This window comes from Maridesulfovibrio pacificus (SeqCode) (assembly GCF_048612815.1).
Taxonomy (GTDB): Bacteria; Desulfobacterota; Desulfovibrionia; order Desulfovibrionales; family Desulfovibrionaceae; genus Maridesulfovibrio; species Maridesulfovibrio pacificus.
In genome coordinates this window covers 2708003-2729088 of sequence record NZ_JBLZNE010000001.1, presented here as the reverse complement: position 1 = coordinate 2729088, position 21086 = coordinate 2708003, and the positions used below count along the sequence as shown (strand labels likewise).

Here is a 21086-nt window from a genome sequence, read left to right as displayed (position 1 = left end):
TAATTACGTTTAAGTAGAAATAATCGGTTTGATGCGTTCTAGGGCCCAGTCCACATGGTCGGCGGTAATCACCAGCGGTGGTGCAAACCTGATGATATTGTCATGCGTTTCCTTGCAGAGCAGCCCGCTTTCCTTAAGCTTTTCGCAGTACTGCCTTGCTCCGCCGGCATCAAGCTTAAATTCTACTGCCAGTAGCAAGCCGCGGCCACGCACTTCTCTAATTTTGCTGTTGTTGATGGATTTCAGTCCAGCGAGAAATTTTTTACCCATTTCTTCGGCATTGTGGATCAGATCCTCTTCCTGAAGAACTTTCAGGGCTTCCCTCGCTACGGCACAAGCCAGCGGGTTTCCACCGAAAGTGGAACCGTGTTCACCGGGTCTGAGAACCCCCAGGACTTCGGTATTGGAAAGTACAGCCGATACCGGATAGAATCCGCCGGAAAGGGCTTTACCGATAAGTGTGATATCAGCCTCAATTCCTTCATGTTCTTCAGCTAGAAGTTTACCCGTACGACCGAGTCCGGTCTGGATTTCATCGAGGATCAGGTTGATGTTATTGGCGGTGCATATTTCCCTAACTTTTTTTAAATAGCCTTCCGGGGGGATGATAACGCCTGCTTCGCCTTGAATGGGTTCAACAAGAAAACCCACTGTGTCCGGGGTTATAGCGTTTTCAAGGGCCTTATGATCACCAAAGGGAATTACTTTGAATCCCGGAGTGAAGGGACCGAAGCCACGGCGGGAAACCGGGTCGGTGGAAAAACCTACAATGGAGATGGTACGACCATGAAAATTGTCTGCGCAGACAATTATTTCGGCACGGTCTTCCGGGACTCCTTTAACCATGTAACCCCATTTGCGTACTGCCTTGATGGCTGTTTCAACAGCTTCGGCCCCGCTGTTCATGGGCAGCACCTTGTGAGAGTTGGTCAGGGTGCAGAGTTCTTCGTAGAATAGTCCCAGCTGGTCGTTGCGGAAAGCCCTTGAGGTCAGGGTTAATTTATCAAGCTGGTTCTGCATGGCTTTTTTTATGCGCGGATGGCAATGCCCCTGATTAACTGCGGAGTATGCGGAGAGGCAGTCCATATATTTGTTCCCATCTACGTCCCAGACCCAGACTCCTTCACCTTTTTCAATAACAACATCGAGCGGTTTGTAGTTCTGAGCGCCAAATCTGTCTTCAAGTTCAATGTAGTCGGACTGTTTCATTGTGTTCCCTCCATTTTTGGCTTTATATTTGTATATAAGACCCTCCTGTTTTTGTCAGCCTTCTTTTTGTTTTATAATATATTTTAGCTTGTTTGGCAGAATTTAATTCGTGACATCGGCCTGATTAATAATAAAAAAATAGTTATTTTCTTCGTGGAATGAGTTATTTTATATTCTAAGCAGCCTCATGCTGGAGTATTAATGACTGGCGTTTTAGCAGGGCCGGTCTGGAGGAAAAAATGTATAAAATTCTTTTTGTTGATGATGATGTAGCTATCCACTTGCTATTTTCAAGAATATCGACCGAAAGACTCCAAATTTCCTGTTGTTCTTCCGGAGCTGACGCTTTGGAGGCTTTAAAAACAGATGGTCCATTCCATGTTATTGTTTCTGATTATCAGATGCCTGAAATGGATGGAGTGGAATTTTTGACTAAAGTGAAAGATGCTTCCGCTTCGTCTGTCAGAATTCTTCTAAGCGGCAATGCTGATCTTGCAATGGCAATAGATGCAGTGAATGAATGTGGCGTTTTCAGAATCCTGACAAAACCATGTTCACTTAAGGTAGTGAAAAAGGCCTTGCGTGATGCGTTGGAGTTTCATCGCTTGTCCAATGTTGAGACTCACGTGACCAGCAAAATGACACATGGGATCATTCAGATGGTCAGCGATATTGCTGCCATGCATAATCCCGGATTGAACAGCCGGACTGCGCGGATATTACCGCTGGTGAAGTCATTGAGCAGGAATCTGGGGGACCCTGATCCATGGAGCACTGAAGTTGCCGCTGTATTATCCTCAATCGGATTCATTTTCCTGCCTGACCGTCTGCTGGATATGGTTGAGACGGGTGATGTCTTTGGTAGTATGGACTATAGTATCTATACTCAGCATACAGAATACTCGGCTAAAATATTAGCTAAACTTCCTTATTTTGAAGACGTTTGTACTAAACTATCTTTGCAGGAAGCACACTATATGGATAATGGCGGCGATGGAGGTTTTGCCAGCGATGAAATTCCTATCGGTGCGAGAATTATAAAGGTAGTATCGGACTTTGATAGATTAAAGTCTGGAGGCCGGGGTGCGGGAGAAGTTTTGGCCATGATGAAGTTACGAGCCAAAAGATATGACCCTAAAGTTCTCAAAGGGCTTGGAGAGATGCTGGGAGCCGAAGCGCGATATCATGTCCGTGAAGTATACCCACTGGGGTTGGCTGAGGGGATGGAATTGGCCGAAGATGTTTATGGGGTTGTGAAGGGCAAGAAAATCAAATTTTTATCAAAGAAACAGGTGCTTGACCCTAAAATAATCGACTACATCCATAGAAATGCTGAGAGTATAATAGATATAACAAAGAAAATTTCCATAAGGGAAAGGAATCTATTTTGATTTTTTATCGAGTGGTAGGTTGTTATGACAAGGCTTAAAAATGCTGAACATATGGTCGATGTAGATCGGTTGAGGCCCGGAGTTCATATAAAACTCGTGGGCGTGCCATGGTATCGGCATCCATTTTTGACCAGCAGTTTCCGGATAAAGGATTTTGAGACGATTGAGACCTTGCATTCTTTGGGGGTTGAGAAGGTTATCGTTATCCCGGATAAAAGTTTGGTTACACCTTTGAAGGTCACGACAAAGAAGTCAGTTCCACGTCCTGTCAGTTCACAATTGGCCTCTGCTCCGGATGCCTTGTTTAAAGAAAAGAAAGCCCGGATGGAAAAGCTGAAGGAGAAGAAGGAGTCTGTTGTCCGGGCAGAGAAGAAGTATACCTTGTCTGTTCGGCAGGTTGAAGATCTCATGTCTTCAATCACCAGAGGGAATATGCAGTTTTATGAAGAGGCAAATACCTTTTCCAAGACTTTAAGCCGATATTTTTTGAGTGATTCAGAGGCTCTAATGCATGTCCTGAATTTACAGACAGATAAGAGTGACACAATGTATTACCATTCTATGAATGTCACGGTATTATCTTTGATTTTGGGCAGAAGCATTGAGCTGGATGAAGATGAAATGCGCATACTCGCGATTGGAGGTCTTTTTCACGATATCGGCAAGTCCAAGATTGAAAAGAAGATTTTACATAAAAAGGGAAAGCTTACCAAGTTTGAAGCTGAAGTTCTGCGTAAGCATCCGTTTTACGGTGTGGGTATTCTTTCTGGATGCGAGGACTATCCTCCTGAGGCAATGGAAATCGTGTATGCACACCATGAGCGTTGTTGCGGCGGCGGATATCCCAGAGGGGTGGAAAGAGGGGAAATCGGAAAGTTAGCCAAGATTCTGGCTATTGCCGATTTTTATGATTGCCTCATAAACAAGCACGATCCGACTGTCTCACTGACTCCTTATCAGGCCTTGTCCTATATGTTTTCCAAGAGGGCCACTTATTTTGAGCCGGACTATTTGTCTGCTTTTATACAATGTATGGGTATTTACCCTCCGGGAACCGTTGTGGTGCTCAATGATGAAATGGTCGGAATGGTGATATCCGTAAATCTAGCGAAGCCGTTGCTGCCCAGTATCGTCATATATGATCCGGAAATACCGAAGAAAGAAGCCCTTATACTTGATTTGGAAGAGGAGTCTGAGTATTCGATTACTAATTCTATTAATCCGGCAAAGCTTGCCCCTGAAGTCTTCGATTACCTGTCGCCACGGAGTAGAATGATTTATTTTGTAGATCCTGACTTTCCTAAGCGAAGCAAGAAGTAAAAATCCCCTGCGAAAGTTTACAGGGGATTTTTCTTATTGTTGCTTGCGTTGGGCGGCATCCACTTTTTCCACCCACTTTGATCCGCTGGGTGGTTCATATGTAGCGAACGACTCAATGAGCAGGTCCGGTGTTTCTGCGGTAAGCAGTTTTTCCCGGTGCATGTCTTTTAAGAATCCTTCCTCAACCACACCGTCCAGAAAACTAAGCAGTTTATCGTAGTAGCCGTCCACATTGAGCAGGCCGCACGGCTTGGAATGGAAGCCGAGCTGAGCCCATGTGAATATTTCGAATATTTCGTCCATGGTTCCGATTCCTCCGGGCATGGCAATAAATCCATCCGAGAGTTCGGCCATGAGGGCTTTGCGTTCGTGCATGGAGTCGGCAACATGCAGTTCTGTAAGATCGGTGTGGGCGATTTCAATTTTGTAGAGGCTTTCCGGGATTACCCCGATAACTTTACCGCCAGCTTCCAGTGTGCTTTCGGCAAGAATGCCCATCAGCCCGGTGCGTGAGCCGCCGTAGACTGTGGTAAGGCCACGCTGAGCCAGTTCCCGGCCCATGTTGCGGGCTGCTTGTGCGTATTTAGGATCGTTGCCGGGATTGGCTCCGAGGAAGATGCAGATGCTTTTCACTTCAGGATTCCTTTTTTTTGTTTAGATAAAATGAGTTATAAGCGAGGGTTAATAGGACCGCGAACCCGGCCGAGGCAACCCCGAGGGCTGCATTGTAGAAGGGCGGGGCAGCAAGCGCAAGTCTGATCAGCAGCGTAACCAGCGCAAAGCCTGAATTCCTGAAAACAGCTTGGAATGCCGGTAGAAAACGCTGTGAGATGAGTACCAGCAGGATGTCACTGAAAATCAGGATGGTGTAAAAGGTGCTGAAGAAATCAAAGTGATGCAGTCCCTTGACTGCGCAGTAAACCACATAAATGCCCAGTCCCATGAAAAGGCCAAGCAGTAAAAGTGCGACCAGTTTTTTGCTGGCAACGTAGCTGAATTTTGATGCCGGTTTTAAGCTCGGACCTGACTTCTGGACTCTGTAATATATGCCCAGCAGCACAAAGACCACAAAGGCTCCGGCTCCGTCAGAAAGAATCTGGTAAATGGGAGTCATATTACCGGTGAAGGTAATCGGCTCCGGGAAATTTACCAGTTCCTTGAAGGAGTTGCGCATGAGGATCAGGCAGAGGATTTCCAGCTGCTTGCCTACGGATTTGGAAAAAGAGCAGGGCAGTACAAATATAAAACTGATTACCTCCAGCACCAGAACAAGGGTGAAGGCAATGCCTACCGCTGCATAGTGGCTGGTCGGGGTTTTGGCGGCAATTGCTGCGGGCAGCAGTCCCTGCCTGCCAAGTTCAATGCCCAGCAGGGCAGCAATAAAGCAGCCGATCAGGATTCCGGCTACCGCTTTTTCGGTTCGTTCGTTCTTCCAGAAGGCATGCAGGGGATCGAATGCGTATGTTGCGAGTTCGTATATTGAGTATTTCATAAAAATTTAACCACGATAATTGTGCAGTCATCTTCAAGAGGGAGTCCTTTGCGGTGGCTCTCGACTTCAAGAAGCATGATGTCGGTTATTTCCTGTGATGATTTATGGCAATTGTCCCGGATGACCTGTTGCATCCTGTCCTTGCCGAACTGGTTTCCTGCAGGACTGTGTGCTTCCCAGATACCGTCTGTGTAAAGTACGAGAATCTGTCCCTGAGTCATCTGGGTCAAGTATTCACGGTAGGGATAGTTTTCGTCAACTCCAAGGGCCAATCCTTCTCCCAGAAGCTGGTCAAAAGTATCAGTCTCGGGAGAATATACCAGCCCGGGGTCATGCCCTGCCCTGATCCAGTTTATAGTCCTTTTTTCCGCATTGCAGATAGCCATGAACATGGTCATGAAATGACCTGTCTGGGCACAATCCTTGGTTATAAGGCGGTTTACTTCTGTGGCAGCTTCCACAAGCGTTTTTCCGCGTCCTGAAAGGGCCCGAATGTACGCGCGGGCGCTGGTCATAAGCAGGGCTGCGCTGACGCCGTGCCCGGAGACATCTCCGATAACGGTGGCAAATGTTTTGGGGCCGCATGTGGCACAACCGACAAAGTCGTAGTAATCACCCCCGGTCTGTTCGGAGAAGGTGCAACGCGCACCGATATCAACATTATCAATATCCGGTGGCGACTTCGGAAAAAGTGATTGCTGGGCTTCATCGGCAAGGCTGAGAGCCTGACGGATTCTGGAATGCTCACGCAGTTGCGGGACCATATAGTTAAAATTCTGAGCAAGGTCTCCCAGTTCATCTTTGGAGTGAAAATCCGCCCGGGCATCCCAGTCTCCTTCACCAACCTTTATCATTGCCTCAGAAAGCTTGTGGATGGGTTTGGATAGTCCCTGCGAAACAAAATATGCAACGATGGCGATGGATATGATGACCGCTAGTGCAATCAGTGATGTTCCTTCCAGCTGATTAGCAATGCTCTCCCGGACGTATTGCTCCGCTTCGTCTGCTTCGGCGGTAAATTCATGGACCGGGGTAATGATCAGAATGGATAGAGCCGTATTAACGGGGCTGTATGTCCACAAGGACGGGACTCCGTTGTCGTTCATGTGCAGAACCCCTGAATTCTTATCGGTAACGTCCTTGATCAGGGTTTTGAATTCAGGATTGTCTTCGGTCAGCCATTCCCGTTCAGGTGGGGCCTGCCAGAAACGGCTATGCATTGGGAGAAATTCTTTTTCAACTTGATTATCACCGATTTTACCAATCACCAGCAGCGAGTTCTTATGAGTTTCATCTCGATGAAGAGTGGTGACCAGCATTACTTTTGCTTTTTGTGTATCGGTTGAAACAAGAGCTTTGTTCAGGCTTTCCCCGATGGGAATAACCAGTGATGCGACTCCTATAAATTGACCGTCATTTCCATAAAGCGGAGCCGTCAGTCTGTTGCAGAGAGTTTTTGTTGCAGCATCCGTGGATGGAAGGGTCCAGCTTACTTCTCCTTGCTCTTTAACTTCTTTGTACCATGCGTGAGTTCTGGGGTCGTATTTGCGTGGAAAGGAGTCGTGTCCCGGGTATGTGGCAACAAGCCCGTTTTCAAGAATAATTTCCTGCCAGAGAATCAGACTTTTCAATGATGATGCACATGATTTAAAATCGTCCAGCAGAGGGGCAATTCTGTTGATGTCTGCTTTGGCCTCTTGAGGCGAAAGGTCCCCTGAAAGCCAGAAAGATATGTGGTTTAGCGTTACGGGCAAGTCAATAAGGTCACCGCGTTGGACGGCAGCCATCATGTTGTGCTCTCCTCTGCGGTTCGTTCCCCTGCCCATCAGTGCACGTTTTTTATAGGCCGGGTTGTTGGTAAGTTCCGGTTTATCGAAACTTTCATTTCTGGTGGTTATAAACAGATCCTTTGTCTGTGGGGGATTGTCATTGTCATTTAGACGCAGTTCTGCTTCTCCCTGAATGCTTTTCAGGGTGGATTGATAGAGCCGCCCTTCAATATCAATCATGACCGCCGCTCCCTTAGCCTGATCGGCAAGGTTGTGGGTGGCCCGTTCAAGAAGGGTTACGCGGGTCTGGGCTTGCAGATCTGTTCCCAAATCCTTTAATGAATTCAGCCCGTGAGTTTTGAGCACAAACAAAGGAGTCAGGGAAAAGGTCAGCAATACTATGAGCATTTTCCAGCGGATTTTCATAATAGTATTAGAACCTATCTATACTCAATATTCAATGATGAAAACGTTTAAACCTCCGCCTTTTTAAATTTTAGTTAAGAATGGCGGTGAGCGCGATGACTACTCCTAAAGAGGGCAGCAGGTTGGCAAGGTTGATGCGCTTGATATCGAGCAGGGTCACGCTGATACCGATAATGAGCAGTCCGCCTGTGGCGGTTAGTTGTGAAATGATCATCGGAGAGAACCAGTCCTGAAAAGAACTTGCAAAAAGGGTAAGTGCGCTTTGGTAGATGATGACCGGGATAAAGGAGAATAGCACTCCGATTCCATAAGAAGATGCAAGGGCGATAGAGGCGAATCCGTCGAGCATGGCTTTGGTGAACAGGATAGTGGTGTCGCCGTTGATGCCCTCTTCAAAGGAGCCGATAATAGCCATCGCCCCGATGCAGAAGATCAGGGAGGAGGTGATCATCCCGTCGATGAATCCGGTATCCTTGGAGCCTACTTTTTTCTTGAGCCAGCCTGCACCGCGTTCAAAAAGTGTATCCAGCCTTAAAAGTTCGCCGCCTATGCCGCCGATGATCAGGCTGAAAATTACTACGAGGATATCCTCGACTTTCAGCGACATCTGGATACCGATAAGTAAAACTCCGAGGCCCAGTGCCTGAAAAATTATTTCCCGGATGCGTTCAGGAAATCTGCTGTGCAGGAGAATACCGATGATGGAACCGCCGATGATGGCGGCACCGTTGACCAGTGAACCGATTGGTATCATGGGAAACTCTTTTGTAGAAAATTAATGAAAGGAAGTTAGAAATAGCACTGAGTTATCTGCTTTACAATAGAGTAAAGTATGATCATGGCTGAATCTTCAGATAATTAAGTTCTGAGTGAAGATGTGTATTCCTATCCATATCTTGCTAAATGCTCTTGACAGTCGTAAGGTCATCTAATATTAACAATCCCTCACGCATGCCGGGATGGCGGAATTGGTAGACGCAGCGGACTCAAAATCCGCCGGGTTCACGCCCTTGCGAGTTCGAGTCTCGCTCCCGGTACCACTTGAAATTAAAGGGTTTTTTGCCAAAGGCGAAAGACCCTTTTTTCATGCCCAAAACACCTTTCCCCATACTCTTCCCCATAAAATGAAAAAAAGTGAAAAAAGTTTGATTAAGCTCAAACTTTTTTCACTTGGTATTCCCCATGTCTGTTTAACTACTCAGTTAACTTAATTATTTTTAGATTTGTAAATATAATTTAGCTCAGTTAAGGGGGGCTAAGCTACATAAAAGTATCGGGAGATTGAGAATGAATGAATCGCAAAATGGTAAAGCCAAGTCCAAAGTTGATGAGGAATCAAAACGTGAAATCCTGATTCAGCCGCTTGTTCAAGAAAAGCTGGATGAAGATAAATTGGTAGATGCAGTTATCCTGTTTCTTAGTTTGATTGGGCCTGTTCTTTTGGTCCAATATGGGCCGAATCCTTCGAACATGGCTTTTTTAGCTTATGCTTTTGTGTGTACCCTGATTGTTTGCGGATCAATTTGGTTGCTTAATCGTGCGGTATCTTATTTGGCTGAGGGCTTGAACTGGTTCGTAAAGTATGAAGTTAAGCGTAGAATACCAGCTTCAGAGTTGAGAGTTCGATGGAACAGAACGTCTAGTGCCGATTTTACAAATGTTGTTCTTGAAACCAGATTAAATGTATATTTTCAATTTGAGTATAATTCCAAAAAATTCTCAGTGCTGCGTTATTTCTATTCCTCATTTTTCCGTCAGGCCGAAAGATTGAAACGGCTTTTTGATGAGCGATGTTTCTTTGATTTAGAAGAAGTTGAACAGATTGAGCAGAAGTATCCGAGGTTTTCACCAAAAGCCGATAGAAGTGGAATAGAACAAGATTTAAAGATCGAAGAATTGGAAAATGAGCTGGATGCAGCGCGAACTATGAAGGCCAGATTGACTAAGGCCAAGAAAAAGTTGGATGGCGCACGCAAGGAAGGTTTTTTCTTTTCCAACATGATTCTTGAGATGGTCGTTGATCCAACTCCGAAACAACAGTTTTCACACGAAGAATATAAAGCGATTGCGGACACGGTTATAGAAAAGGATTACATCAAAAAATTAAAAATGGTCAGACCAGCCAATTCCGTTATTGAAGAATTTAGGAAAAACACTCCTATCGAGTTCAGAAAAGAAAGTAATCCAGCAAAATAAAAACTACGGGACAAAATGGACAATATGGACAAAATTAGATTTCTGTCCATTTTGTCCATATTGTCCGGGGTAATTTGATTCAAGAACAAGACCCCGAACCGAAGTCCGGGGCCTTGTGGTTAATCATCCTCTGGCTGAGGGAATTGTTCTGGAACATCTTTCAGCTCTGGATGCCGTTCATAAAAACCATCCAAAAGTTCTAATTTGGCTCCACATTCTGAGCAAATATCTTTCCGGCAATTTTCAGGGAGATCTTCTGCCAAATAAACCGTCTGGCATTTTGGACAAATCATGTCTTCCGGTTCGTTGCTTTCATCTGAGTTCAATGAAACGCTTTCTCTTGTTTTCCATAAATAAATAAGAACAATAGCACCGATAAATAATTGTATATATCCCACAAAGTCATATACTTTAAAACCTTTATATTTCCCTCCGCCAGTAAGAGGGGTCAAAATTCCAGATAAGAAAAAAGCCCAGCCTGCTAGGATAAGAACAAGTCTACCCGTTCCACCTTTTGATGGTTTGATTCTGTGTGATTCTTTTCTACTTTTTCCCATAATTATCCATAGCTTCTAGTGTTCTTGCTAATTAATGAGGCTATCGAATAGATATTCTTAATCAAGTTTTCCACATGCAAGTCCGCAGCTAGTTATGCAGCATTATCAGCAAAGGAGTTTTTGCCCACAGCATAAGACAAAACAGTTAGAATAATATAATACACAGAAAGAGCAGAAGCATATATATAAATATTGACTATCGACATTCCAATTAATGCGACTATAGAAAAAATAATAGAGTTTACAAAGAGTATCACCATTCCCATCGTTAGTTTAATAATAGATATAGACATCATTTTTTTTAAAGAAAAGCATAAGCACGCAAACATATAGATAAAAGGAGATGATAATGTATAAAAAAATGGCTCTATCAATATGCATACAAAACCTTCGTAGTTTAGATAACCACGATTCAACATGGATAGCATTTCAAATACATGCAATTTTAAATTAAAAAAATTTTCATCTATCATATACCATGATGAACTTGCAGCTAATTCTGTCTCCAGAAGCAGTGTCAAATATGCAAAAGTCATCCTGAATTGAAAGTCAAACCTAAATATTTTTAATCCTGAGTCTCTGCATCCGATACAACTTAATACAAATGACACAACTAAGCATGATGTGTAAGGGCTTATGTAATCTGTTATATGCCCAAAAAAGCAACTTATAAAGTTAAACATAAAATATGCATATACAATAACCAGAAAGGCATAGTCTCTATGTAGAATGGCCTTAAAATCATTCTTAACTTTTTTTAAATATATAAGCATATCTTATCCTAGCCCTGCAACAACATCGGTTTGTCGTTGCAGGGCTTGTTTTTAATTTTTATTTCTCTTCATAAATTCGCCCAGCTTAGTAATTCCATACTGAACTGGATACATTTTATCATCAGGAGTAGAAAGATAGACATCAGCATAATTTTCCAATTTATCCTGAACGCCAGCCTTAATAGTATTAGCCCTATTTTTTCTCACCTTTGGATCATTGCTGAAAATATCTGTGACTTTACTCGGATTAAGGTTTTTAGCAGCCGCATCTCTCCTTTGCTGATTTCGTTTTTCTTTTGCTGCCATATTATCCCAGCTTGCCTTTACGTAATCCTCTGCTTTTTCGAAAAATCCTTTATCCTTATCATCTTCATCGGCTGCCAGAGACGCACGTCGTGCTCGGCTTATCCGGTCGGCCTCAGCAAGAGCTCTATGTTCTTTTTTTGCCTGTTCATTAGCATTGAATTTATCCTGTCTACTAGTCAGCTCTTGAGCCTGCTTATCCACTTCCAAACCTTGTTGCACGCCTGCGTTATTTAGCTGATCAATAGCTTGCTGACTTTGCTGACCGAAAAAATCGTCATCTTTTGCCTGTTGGGTACTACGTGTCGCATTTTGGCTATGCCCTTCCCCGCCTAGGGTGTCATCACCATTGTAATGAGAGCCTCCCGGATCGGTATTATACCCCCAACCAGCGTCTGTAGGGCCGTAGGCACTTCCACTGGTTCCATTATACCCCGGACCGAAATCATTTCCAGCGTACCCACCGGAACTTGACGATTTGCTTTCGCTCTTCCCATCATCATCTGAACTGGATTCATCAAACAACCCCAGCCGATCGACAAAGTTAACCGGATCATCCCCGCAATAGCCATACAAATCCACATCACCGCCAGCATAGCCCAGCGGATCAGGAGAAATGAAACGCCCAATGGCAGGATCGTACTCACGGTAGCCGAAATGAATCAGGCCGGTATCGGAATCATACAATCCTCCGGCAAAGCCGAGCGGAGGCGCGAGTTCGGGACGACTGTTCTGTATCATCACCCCGAAAGAATCATATAGGATTTCCTGTACACTGTTTCCCGACAGATCAGCAACAGTAAAGGTACTACCCAACTGATCGGTAGCCAGTAGCAGCTTCTGGCCGTTGCGGATCATCCCGATAGCGTCCCCATCTTCATCATAGCGGATACGGGTCACACCGGAACGGTCTTCCACCGCAGACAGAGTGATCAGATCGTCCCACTGGTAACGCTGCACCAGCTTGCCGTTGATGAGCTTCTCGACACGGAATCCATTTTCATCAAAGCGATATTCAATTTCCCTGCCGTCAGGAAGCTGCACACCGCAAAGCTGTCCGCTTTCCAGATAATGATAGCGGGTAAGGCCATCTGAGTCCTGTTTAGCTGCAAGGTAGCCGTCTTCATTGTAGGAATAAGAGACCTCTCCGGCTTGAACGAGCTGCCCCTGTTCATTGTAGCTATATTTCAGCGGCTGACCGCCTGATACCTGCGAAAACACGCGCTGGCCCATGCGGTTGTAGCGATACACTTCAACCGGCTTTCCCTCGTAATGCACAACCTGCAACCTGCCTTCTTCATCGTACTGATATTCAAGGGCATGGCTGGATTCTGCTGAAGCGAGGATTTTACCAACAATGCGCAGTGTTTCATCCCGGTCAACACCCATGACAGCAAAAGTGTTCCGGGACTTGGGAGTCTGGAACTGCACGACCTCATCAGCCACTTCATTGAGGTCCACGTTATCGCGTTCAAGTTCATCACGGATAGTCCGCTCCGTACCAGCCTGCGGCATGCGGGACTTAAGCATCGACTGGCTTCCGCTGAGCATTTTCTGGAACTCAGCCTGAATTTCACTACCGTAAGTTGTGCCTTTCAGACCCTGAATCACGGGCAGGTTGGGATTTTCCTGCAGAAACTGGGCATGAACCATACGCTTCAACTTTGCATGTTGAGCTTTGGTTTCTTCCCATTCATAATTTTTCAGGTCCCAGCGGCGTTTGACTTCCGGATTCATCATGGATGGGTACATGCGGTCAGAGGATGAGAATTCATCAAAGTCAGGCTTTGGGTCTGCAAGTTCTTCACCTGTTCTGCGGTCAACGATTTTCCAGAGATTTTCAATCTGCATTTCCGCAGGTTCAGTTTCACCGTACAGTACCAGTTCGGTTGTCAGTTCGCTACGGGGCCTCAGTTCCATTTTGTAATGATTGAAAGATTTCATCTTTCCTCCATCGTTTATAATTATGGGGATGTGCTAGGAGCCCTAGCGGTTCAAAAGCAACTCTTCCCCGGACATTTATAAACTAGCCGGGAGGTCGGACATGGAATGACTTGACAGTGTCCGTATTGGAAGAAAGGTGAAAATTGATGATTCAGGTAGCCCAAAAGCAACTTCTGTCCTTCAATTCAGGACTTGTTTCAGAATTTGGATACTTCTTAGTTTGATTTTCATTACCTACTGATAATATAGAAATTTTATTACCAATTTCTGTCGTGATCTCACAGAACTTGGTGGTCCCTCCACACCATTTGTCCCCTTCCAGATGGTTTTACTGTCCGATTAAACGTGGTTGCCTTGCATCGAAGAAAAAATACCTCCAACCAACAAGGAGAAATCGATGCAAGGACTATTAAGCACAAAAGAAGCTGCTGAAAAATTAGGACTCAGCCCCGGAACCCTCGAAGTATGGCGTTGTCTTGGAAAAGGGCCGCGCTATATCAAAATCGGCAGGCGGGTCGGGTACGATCTTAAAGATCTGGATGCCTATGTGGAATCCTGCAAGGTCATTCCGCTTGAAGAAATGTCTGACCTGCCGAGGCACAGATGAACGAGTCCGGCACAGACATTCTTTCCATGTTCGGAAATAAGGCCCCAGTTCCATTGGGGCCTCAGTTTCCGCCTTCTCTCTCCTCAGTTCAACTACCGCCGGTTCTGGCTGATTACAGCTTTGAGCTTAGCGAAGCGTTGCAGGTGCCTTATGAGATGGTGCTCTGCAATCTCCTTGGCGTCCTATCAACCGCAGCGCAGCGGAGGTTCCATGTGCAGATTAAAGAAGGTTACGAGGAATCTTTAAATCTGTACCTGCTTTCGCCGCTGCCGCCCGGAGAAAGAAAAAGTGCGGTAACGCAAGCCGCAAGAAGACCGCTTATTGGCTGGGAAAATGAGCAGGAAAAGCTCATTGGACCATTGGCGCAGGAAGCGCGTTCAAAACGGATGACCCTTGAGCGGGCCATCGAGCACCGGCGTAACATGGCGGCCAAGGCAAAAAACTCGCAAAACCGGGACAGCCTCATTCAGGAAATCCGGGACTTGGAAGATGAAATGCCGGAGCTGATTACAATCCCGCGTTTGCTTGCCGATGACATAACTCCTGAATGCCTTGCCATGCTCATGGAGCAGCAAAGCGAATGCATGTCCATCATCGAGGCTGAAGGCGGGCTTTTTGATACATTTGCCGGTCGATACAGCCGCATGCCTAATCTTGATCTGATTCTGAAATCCTTCAGCGGCGAACCTTGTCGTGTGGATCGTAAGCATGGGCAGTTTATTGGGCTGAAGCATCCATTGCTGACTATCTGCGTTACCACTCAGCCGGACGTTTTGCGTGGAATGGCCGGGAATCCTGAATTCCGTGGACGCGGTTTCTTGGCGCGTTTCCTCTACTTCTTTGGACAAAGCAGGCTTGGCTATCGAGTGGCGGAGCCTCCGCAGGTCTCATTACAAGTCGAACGAGCTTTTCTAGAGCGGGTTGAGTTTCTGCTTTCCCTCAAAACTAATTCTGAAATGAATGCACAAGGTCAGTCTCTGCTGCTTAGTGCCGGTGCGTATGAGTCATGGAAAAACTTTTTCCTGCTCATTGAGGGCGAGTTGCGACCGGGGAGCAGTCTGGAAAATATGACTGATTGGGCGGGCAAGGTTCCGGGGCAGGTTGCTCGTTTGGCCGGTCTGCTGCATCTGGCTTCAGCGCAACAGATTGAGTCGAAGGTTGAACCGTCTGTCATGTTTGCGGCTACTGAGTTGGGCAAGAAGCTCGTTCATCATGCACGTTACGCATTTCATGATATGGGGTGTGATGATCTGACTTCTTGTGCTCAGGCTATCTTGAAATGGATCACGGATCGGAAAATTGAGCTGTTCACAGGCCGTGAATGTCAGCGTGCGATCCGTGGACGGTTTCCGAAAAAGAAGCAGATTGAGCAGGGCTTAACCATGCTCGTGGAGTTCGGATATGTGGTTGTGCTCCCGGTGCATTCGTCCGGTCCGGGGCGTCCGCCTAGTCCGAGTTACCAAGTTCATCCGGCTGTCCATGCTGCCGAAGCTATCCCAATATCGAATCCTAGCCAGCCTACCCACTGTGACACTGTTAGCTGCGCAACAGGTGTCCTCGTGGGGGCTGGCGAGGGAGGCAAGCCTCCCTTCGAACCCTCCGTTTACGCCAGTGAGATGGAGGTTGTATGAGCACGGCCCGCACCAAATGGTTGAATGTTCGGGTTACGCCGGATGAGAAAAATAGCGTTGTGGAAGAAGCAGAAGCCAAGGGCATGACCATCGGTGATTTCATGCGTCAGCTTCTGGGTAAAAGACGAGTGCGCAAGACCAGACGTGAGCGGGAGAAGCTTCTTCACCTTGCCCGTATCGGCAATAACATCAACCAGCTTGCTCGCTGGGCAAATACCTATAAGAGCAATGCCGATTCTGTTCTCATCATTGCCGAACTGGCAGCTATTGAGAGGGAACTGAAATGTATATGAAGGTTTTCGCCCACGGCCGGGGAAACGGAGCCAAGGCTATTGATTACGTAATTGATCCCCGGCGCAAAGGGCGCGAAGAATCGCCGCCGGAAGTTTTGCGCGGTGATCCTGAAGCCGTGCAGCGGGTGATTGGTTCAACTGATCGGGTATGGAAGTTTACATCCGGGGTGCTCTCATGGGCACCGCAGGACAAGGTTTCCCCGCAGCTTGAAAAAGAAGTGATGGACGACTTTGAAAAGTTCGCTTTCGCAGGACTTGAGCCGGATCAATATTCAATTCTTTGGGTGAGGCACAGCCATGCCGGTCATCATGAAATGCATTTCATTATCCCGCGCACGGAATTGCGCAGTGACAAGGCCATGAATCCATGCCCGCCCAACTGGCATAAGCAATATGATGTATGGCGTGACCTTTGGAATGAGCGCATGGAGTGGGCAAAGCCGGATGAGCTAAAGCGGTCCCGGTTGTTGCAACCGGGCAAAGACATCCATTCACCCAAAGGAAAGCAACTGCACAATTTTAGGAAAACCGTAACTGATTTCCTAGCTCAAGGCATAGCTGACGGTCTGCACAAGGACCGTGCGGATCTGGTTAATGCTTTGGAGGGAGAAGGGCTTTCCGTGGTCCGGCAGGGCAAGAAGTATATCACCTTGGAGTTACCCGAAGACAAGACACGAGTCCGATTGAAGGGAGGAATATTTGAATCATCTTGGAGAGCTGAGCGACAAGTTGAAAGAGCGAATGAACTCGCAGTCGCAGGAAGTGGAGCAGGTCGTAAGCAGCGCATTGAAAGACTTAAGCGGGAACTTGTTGAAATATGCCGAAAGCGAGCTGAATTCCATCACAGCCGATATGGACGGCCACATTCAGAAGCTGCGCAAAAAGCAGTCCGCGATTTCGGCCAGCTACTGGAAACAAAACATCTTGGCGAATCTCATCTCCGCGCTGTTGTTGCTCACAATATCGGTTTGCATAACAGGATTTTACGGCTGGAGAATCAAGGCCAGTCACGAAGAGCTGACAAGAATCAACGCGCAGGTAGAGAGTCAGAAAAGGAACGTAAGCGTGTTCACCAAATGGGGGATCGAAGCACATCAGAGCCGGAACCAGCGGTATCTGGCCTTTCCGAAAGGCACCCAGTTGCAAATAAGAGAAACCCAGAGCGGCCAGCCAGCCGTTTTATTGCAGAGGTAGATCATGAACGAATTATCGAAGAGCTTATCGGAGGCCCTAGCCGGAATGGAGAAGGAGCAATCCCGCCGCTTGAAACAGCAGGACCAGAAAATAGCCGAGCAGGGGCGCAGGATTTCGGAGCTGGAAAAGGAAGTTCAGGGTTGCCGGGACTTGCAGAGCGAATTGGAAGATGTTTTGAGGGAATTGGGGCGGTTGTGCGGGCGGTGAGGAAGCGTGTGGGGCGGGGGATGGGGCACTTCATGATGTAGGGGGGCGGCCTGCAGGATTAAATTTGAATCCCCCTTCCGGATAACCGGGAGGGGCGCTTTACGTGTCATCTTGATTCTTGCGAGGATGTATTATAACTCTGGCGGGTGTAATTTTTTACAGGGTGGTATTTATGCGGGAATTTTTTTTGGGGGTTTTGATAGTGGGTTTGGTTGGGGTGTGTGGATGTGTAAGAACACTGAGTAGTTCTCCATATGGAGTAACCTATATGGGAAAAAAAGAAGTCCAGCATTTTCAGTTTAGAAATTTTCCTCTTTTTGCGGAAAGTAAAAGAAATGGTGTAGAAACATATGTTTTTACCAAGGATATTAATAAAATTGATAAAATGATGTCAGTTCATGTTGTCCAAGGTGTTAAAAGAAATTTTAAAGAAAAACCGGGGCAGGTGTTTTTATCAAGAGAATGTACTGGCTATTCAAAAGCAGAAGAGTGTTACACATATTATGAGCAAGGTTCATGTGCTTTGAACCGTATTAATATCTTTTATTTGGACCATATTTATACAATGGGAATATTTTACTATGAACCGTTAACTGAAACTGATTACTTATGTAAATCATGGGCTGATGTGAATTCATACAGTGAAGAGCAGGATAAGTTTGTAAAATATTTTAACGAGAGGGCTGACAATCAATATCGCCTTTCATCGTCTCCAAGAACAAATTATAACGAAGGTATTGAGTAGTTTAACAAAAAAATGAGATGGTAAATTGTGCTTGAACAGCTACTGTTTTTTGAGGATGAGGCTTGTATGATTGTTTCAGTGAAAAGGATAGCATGGGTGGGGTTATGAACGAACATTCTACTTTGCTTACAAAAGCAAACGAAAAGAAAACTGTAGAGGAACAGACCGTTCTGTTATCTACATTTTTAGAAACTGTTCCTCCTGGTAAATTGGTTCGATTGCACAAGGCAAATGTATCGATGCAACTTTCAAAAGGGACAATAAGTGTTCCCCAAATAAGATTGCACTGTTCTTCTGATGATTGTGGTGGTGAACGTTTTTTTAAATCCAATAATTATAGCGTTGTTTTTACATCTACACCAATGGTGAAAGACGTTTTTTTTGATTATTCCTGTTCAAATTGCGGAAAAGTATATAAGACCTTTGCTCTATGTTTTAGGCGCGAGGAAGATAAATTTTATGTCATGAAATATGGTGAAGTTCCTCCTTTTGGTCCACCTACACCTTCTTCCTTGGTCAATTTAATAGGGCCAGATCGGGATATTTTTTTAAAAGGCCGTAGGTGTGAAAATCAGGGTTTAGGTATCGGGGCTTTTTCTTACTATAGGCGTGTTGTTGAGAATCAAAAGGATCGTATTTTTGATAAGATTATTACGGTCTCGAAAAGACTCGGCGCACCTGATGATAAGATTGAAATTTTGGAAAATTGCAAAGAAGAAACTCAATTCAGCAAAGCCCTTAAGAATGCAAAGCCTGCTTTGCCGGAAAGTTTGTTGATTAATGGGCATAATCCTCTTTTGCTTTTGCATTCTGCTCTCAGCGATGGGTTACATGATCGTTCTGACAAGCATTGTCTTGAGATAGCAACGGACGTAAGGGTGGTTTTACGTGAATTATCTGAACGTCTTGCCCAAGCTCTAAAGGATGAAAATGAAATTGAGGATGCTGTGAAGCGTCTCGCACGGATTAAGAATAAATAGATTTGAGCATCTTTTTTAATGCTATGACTGTCTTTTCATGAGCTGATCTTAATCTATCTATAGGGCACTCCATAACTCTAGCGTGGAGTTACCCCTTTTGTTTTTTGAATGAAGTATATGTTTTATTATGTCTAATGCTATATGTGTTGTCTTGAATTATATGAAAATAGAATGTAAGTGATGTTGTTATGTTTTAGATAGGTTTGAAATTATTGATTTTGAAAGGACTCTCTTGGGGGGACGAGATGAGCGAATTAAAAAAAATTACATTATATAAAATAAAGAAAGACCTTGATTTTAAAGATTTTCTTAAGACAGATTTAAATTCATATGAAGAGATTGATCCTGTTGAATTTGAGGATGATGCGTCGAATACATATGAATATTCAGGGCTTGTAAAATTTACCGAAGGCAGATCAAAAAAGAAAACGACGAAAAATTTTCCATGGATGGTCTTTTTGAATTCTGCATTTGAAGATGAAGTCTTTAAATTTGAATCACGAAATAAATTCCCTCGTGCCGTACTTGCATTACGTATTGTCGATAAGTCTGGAGAAAAAGATCCAATCTGTTATTTGGCTGCATTTGGTATAGGGGCTAAATCTTTGTTCTGCCAAGATGCTGTTGTTCATGATTTTGGCATCAAGGTTGGGATGAATATTTGTGATCATGATAAGCTTAGAAGAATACAGACAACTTATCATGAATCAACAACGCAACAAACCGAAAAGCAAGCAAGTTCAGGAACTTCCTTAAATGCATTTAATCTCGATAACGATAATGAATTGTTGAGAAGACTGTCTGGTGTAATTAAAGATGACTATAGTAGCGTGGTTGAGACATTTACAGGAAAGGATGCAATCAATTTGAAATCTAGGAGGGGAGAATTCTTTTCATGGGATGACTTAGTCAAGATATGTCTCCTTTTCGATGAAAGGTACATGTCTGATGATTATAGGAGTACTGAGTTTGCGCGATATGATGATTTTAGACATGAGACAGATAAAGGTATCATCGAAGATTTGGATGAAAAACTTTTAAATATGATTAAAAATCACGACTATGAAAAACTCCATTTGTCTCCGCCAGAATTTGTTAATTATGATGAAATCTATTTCTCATACAGAAAGGGTGGAGAAACTTATGAAGAATTGAAAATTAATGATTTGGTTACATCGAAATCTGTTACAAGTAGTACTGTTTTACGGACTGTTAAAGGATGGCGTATTCATCGGTATAGAGTTGAAGGTGATGTTTACGCAGGGTATTGGAGAGCATACGATTGTTATGTCGCAGAGGTTGATCTAGAGACAAAAACATATATTTTATCTAATGGACATTGGTTTCAGATCTCTCAAGACATCAAAGATAGAATAGATCTGTTTATTTCAGAGATCGAGCCTAATTATAGTTATGAAGTTTTGCCGGATAATGTTCCAATATATGTTGAAAAAACTAGTGGTAAAGGTGAAAATCGTGAAGAAGTTTTCAATGATTGTGCTGTGAATTCTTCAGAAAATTTATTTTCATTTGATAAGGCAAAGCTTAGAATTGCGGGAGAAAATAAATATGAAATTTGTGACATTTTTTCAAATAATAAATGTTTGATACATGTTAAGAAATATTCATCTGGTGCATCATCAATAAGTCATTTATTTGTTCAGGCTAAATTTTATGCAGATGCTTTCTCGTCAGATGAATCTACTAGAGATAGTATGCGGGAATATATTGAAAGCACTTGTTCTTTAGTTGATAGTATTAATAGTGGCAAGGATGCCGCAAGCTTTACTGGGTTGATACCACAGAAAAGCAATGAAGTTCTTGAGAATGAGTATTGTGTTGTCTTTTGTGTATTACATTCTAAGGAATTATTTGGAATTGAAAACTTACCTCTGATGGCCCAATATGAGCTAATGAAGACATATAAATACCTTAGTGAGACGCGAAAGTTTAAAGTTGATGTTGTTTTTAAGAAAGTACTAATTGGCCCTCAGGATTAAAGTTTCCTAACTTAATCGTTTGAGTTGTTAGTTCTTTTCTCGAAGGGGG

Annotated in this window: 18 protein-coding genes and 1 tRNA gene; 11 read left to right on the top strand and 8 right to left on the bottom strand. The window is 44.5% G+C overall.

Annotation, left to right across the window (positions count from 1 at the left end):
- Positions 1–9: 9 nt before the first annotated feature.
- The gene (gene rocD, locus ACNI23_RS12640; protein ID WP_420249166.1) at positions 10–1209 is read right to left on the bottom strand and encodes an ornithine--oxo-acid transaminase; all 1200 of its coding nucleotides are present in this window, start codon (positions 1207–1209) and stop codon (positions 10–12) included.
- Between the two features lie 239 nt (positions 1210–1448).
- Here rocD and ACNI23_RS12635 point away from each other — a divergent pair, with 239 nt between their 5' ends.
- Together ACNI23_RS12635 and ACNI23_RS12630 are read left to right on the top strand one after the other, a co-directional pair.
- Positions 1449–2600 (top strand): HD domain-containing phosphohydrolase, encoded by a 1152-nt coding sequence (locus ACNI23_RS12635; protein ID WP_420249164.1) that lies wholly within the window; start codon positions 1449–1451, stop codon positions 2598–2600.
- 24 nt (positions 2601–2624) lie between these two features.
- Positions 2625–3920, top strand: coding sequence for a cyclic di-GMP phosphodiesterase (locus tag ACNI23_RS12630; RefSeq protein WP_420249163.1), 1296 nt, complete (start codon positions 2625–2627; stop codon positions 3918–3920).
- A gap of 33 nt (positions 3921–3953) precedes the next feature.
- On the opposite strand, the gene ACNI23_RS12625 is transcribed toward ACNI23_RS12630, so the two are convergent.
- The 4 genes from ACNI23_RS12625 to ACNI23_RS12610 form a co-directional block, all read right to left on the bottom strand.
- Positions 3954–4553: an LOG family protein gene (locus tag ACNI23_RS12625; protein WP_420249161.1), complete on the bottom strand. Its 600-nt coding sequence runs from the start codon at positions 4551–4553 to the stop codon at positions 3954–3956.
- Between the two features lies 1 nt (position 4554).
- Positions 4555–5412, bottom strand: coding sequence for a hypothetical protein (locus tag ACNI23_RS12620; RefSeq protein WP_420249159.1), 858 nt, complete (start codon positions 5410–5412; stop codon positions 4555–4557).
- Entirely contained in the window at positions 5409–7589 is a 2181-nt protein-coding gene (locus ACNI23_RS12615; protein WP_420249158.1) for a SpoIIE family protein phosphatase, read from the bottom strand. Before ACNI23_RS12615 ends, ACNI23_RS12620 begins: the two co-directional genes overlap by 4 nt.
- An 88-nt stretch (positions 7590–7677) precedes the next feature.
- Positions 7678–8361, bottom strand: a complete 684-nt coding sequence (locus ACNI23_RS12610; RefSeq protein ID WP_420249156.1) for a DUF554 domain-containing protein — start codon at positions 8359–8361, stop codon at positions 7678–7680.
- A 199-nt stretch (positions 8362–8560) separates the two neighbouring features.
- Here ACNI23_RS12610 and ACNI23_RS12605 point away from each other — a divergent pair.
- Together ACNI23_RS12605 and ACNI23_RS12600 are read left to right on the top strand one after the other, a co-directional pair.
- A tRNA-Leu gene (locus ACNI23_RS12605) sits at positions 8561–8647 on the top strand.
- 247 nt (positions 8648–8894) lie between these two features.
- Complete coding sequence (locus ACNI23_RS12600; protein WP_420249154.1) at positions 8895–9803, top strand: hypothetical protein; 909 nt, start codon at positions 8895–8897, stop codon at positions 9801–9803.
- 119 nt (positions 9804–9922) lie between these two features.
- Here ACNI23_RS12600 and ACNI23_RS12595 read toward each other — a convergent pair whose 3' ends face one another.
- The 3 genes from ACNI23_RS12595 to ACNI23_RS12585 form a co-directional block, all read right to left on the bottom strand.
- On the bottom strand, positions 9923–10360 hold the full coding sequence (locus tag ACNI23_RS12595) for a hypothetical protein (RefSeq protein WP_319778066.1): 438 nt from the start codon (positions 10358–10360) through the stop codon (positions 9923–9925).
- Positions 10361–10452: 92 nt separating this feature from the next.
- Entirely contained in the window at positions 10453–11133 is a 681-nt protein-coding gene (locus ACNI23_RS12590; protein WP_420249152.1) for a hypothetical protein, read from the bottom strand.
- A 51-nt stretch (positions 11134–11184) separates the two neighbouring features.
- Complete coding sequence (locus ACNI23_RS12585; RefSeq protein ID WP_420249151.1) at positions 11185–13380, bottom strand: RHS repeat domain-containing protein; 2196 nt, start codon at positions 13378–13380, stop codon at positions 11185–11187.
- Between the two features lie 397 nt (positions 13381–13777).
- Between ACNI23_RS12585 and ACNI23_RS12580 the strand changes: the two genes are divergently transcribed.
- The 7 genes from ACNI23_RS12580 (at position 13778) to ACNI23_RS12550 (ending at position 21037) form a co-directional block, all read left to right on the top strand.
- Positions 13778–13987 (top strand): helix-turn-helix transcriptional regulator, encoded by a 210-nt coding sequence (locus ACNI23_RS12580; protein WP_319778069.1) that lies wholly within the window; start codon positions 13778–13780, stop codon positions 13985–13987.
- Positions 13984–15618: a YfjI family protein gene (locus ACNI23_RS12575; protein WP_420249149.1), complete on the top strand. Its 1635-nt coding sequence runs from the start codon at positions 13984–13986 to the stop codon at positions 15616–15618. The genes ACNI23_RS12580 and ACNI23_RS12575 overlap by 4 nt, the downstream gene beginning before the upstream one ends.
- Positions 15615–15911, top strand: a complete 297-nt coding sequence (locus ACNI23_RS12570; RefSeq protein ID WP_420249147.1) for a plasmid mobilization protein — start codon at positions 15615–15617, stop codon at positions 15909–15911. Before ACNI23_RS12575 ends, ACNI23_RS12570 begins: the two co-directional genes overlap by 4 nt.
- On the top strand, positions 15902–17353 hold the full coding sequence (locus ACNI23_RS12565; RefSeq protein ID WP_420249145.1) for a relaxase/mobilization nuclease domain-containing protein: 1452 nt from the start codon (positions 15902–15904) through the stop codon (positions 17351–17353). The genes ACNI23_RS12570 and ACNI23_RS12565 overlap by 10 nt, the downstream gene beginning before the upstream one ends.
- A gap of 227 nt (positions 17354–17580) precedes the next feature.
- Complete coding sequence (locus ACNI23_RS12560; RefSeq protein WP_420249143.1) at positions 17581–18057, top strand: hypothetical protein; 477 nt, start codon at positions 17581–17583, stop codon at positions 18055–18057.
- 104 nt (positions 18058–18161) lie between these two features.
- Positions 18162–19037 carry a hypothetical protein gene (locus ACNI23_RS12555; protein WP_420249141.1) on the top strand — a complete coding sequence of 292 codons (876 nt, stop codon included), beginning with the start codon at positions 18162–18164 and terminating at the stop codon, positions 19035–19037.
- Between the two features lie 245 nt (positions 19038–19282).
- Positions 19283–21037, top strand: coding sequence for a DUF6119 family protein (locus ACNI23_RS12550; RefSeq protein ID WP_420249139.1), 1755 nt, complete (start codon positions 19283–19285; stop codon positions 21035–21037).
- Positions 21038–21086 lie beyond the last annotated feature (49 nt).

Coding starts and splice junctions, on each gene's coding strand:
- rocD (WP_420249166.1), bottom strand. CDS start 1,209: ATGAAACAGTCCGACTACATTGAACTTGAAGACAGATTTGGCGCTCAG.
- ACNI23_RS12635 (WP_420249164.1), top strand. CDS start 1,449: ATGTATAAAATTCTTTTTGTTGATGATGATGTAGCTATCCACTTGCTA.
- ACNI23_RS12630 (WP_420249163.1), top strand. CDS start 2,625: ATGACAAGGCTTAAAAATGCTGAACATATGGTCGATGTAGATCGGTTG.
- ACNI23_RS12620 (WP_420249159.1), bottom strand. CDS start 5,412: ATGAAATACTCAATATACGAACTCGCAACATACGCATTCGATCCCCTG.
- ACNI23_RS12615 (WP_420249158.1), bottom strand. CDS start 7,589: ATGCTCATAGTATTGCTGACCTTTTCCCTGACTCCTTTGTTTGTGCTC.
- ACNI23_RS12610 (WP_420249156.1), bottom strand. CDS start 8,361: ATGATACCAATCGGTTCACTGGTCAACGGTGCCGCCATCATCGGCGGT.
- ACNI23_RS12600 (WP_420249154.1), top strand. CDS start 8,895: ATGAATGAATCGCAAAATGGTAAAGCCAAGTCCAAAGTTGATGAGGAA.
- ACNI23_RS12595 (WP_319778066.1), bottom strand. CDS start 10,360: ATGGGAAAAAGTAGAAAAGAATCACACAGAATCAAACCATCAAAAGGT.
- ACNI23_RS12590 (WP_420249152.1), bottom strand. CDS start 11,133: ATGCTTATATATTTAAAAAAAGTTAAGAATGATTTTAAGGCCATTCTA.
- ACNI23_RS12585 (WP_420249151.1), bottom strand. CDS start 13,380: ATGAAATCTTTCAATCATTACAAAATGGAACTGAGGCCCCGTAGCGAA.
- ACNI23_RS12580 (WP_319778069.1), top strand. CDS start 13,778: ATGCAAGGACTATTAAGCACAAAAGAAGCTGCTGAAAAATTAGGACTC.
- ACNI23_RS12575 (WP_420249149.1), top strand. CDS start 13,984: ATGAACGAGTCCGGCACAGACATTCTTTCCATGTTCGGAAATAAGGCC.
- ACNI23_RS12570 (WP_420249147.1), top strand. CDS start 15,615: ATGAGCACGGCCCGCACCAAATGGTTGAATGTTCGGGTTACGCCGGAT.
- ACNI23_RS12565 (WP_420249145.1), top strand. CDS start 15,902: ATGTATATGAAGGTTTTCGCCCACGGCCGGGGAAACGGAGCCAAGGCT.
- ACNI23_RS12560 (WP_420249143.1), top strand. CDS start 17,581: ATGGGAAAAAAAGAAGTCCAGCATTTTCAGTTTAGAAATTTTCCTCTT.
- ACNI23_RS12555 (WP_420249141.1), top strand. CDS start 18,162: ATGAACGAACATTCTACTTTGCTTACAAAAGCAAACGAAAAGAAAACT.
- ACNI23_RS12550 (WP_420249139.1), top strand. CDS start 19,283: ATGAGCGAATTAAAAAAAATTACATTATATAAAATAAAGAAAGACCTT.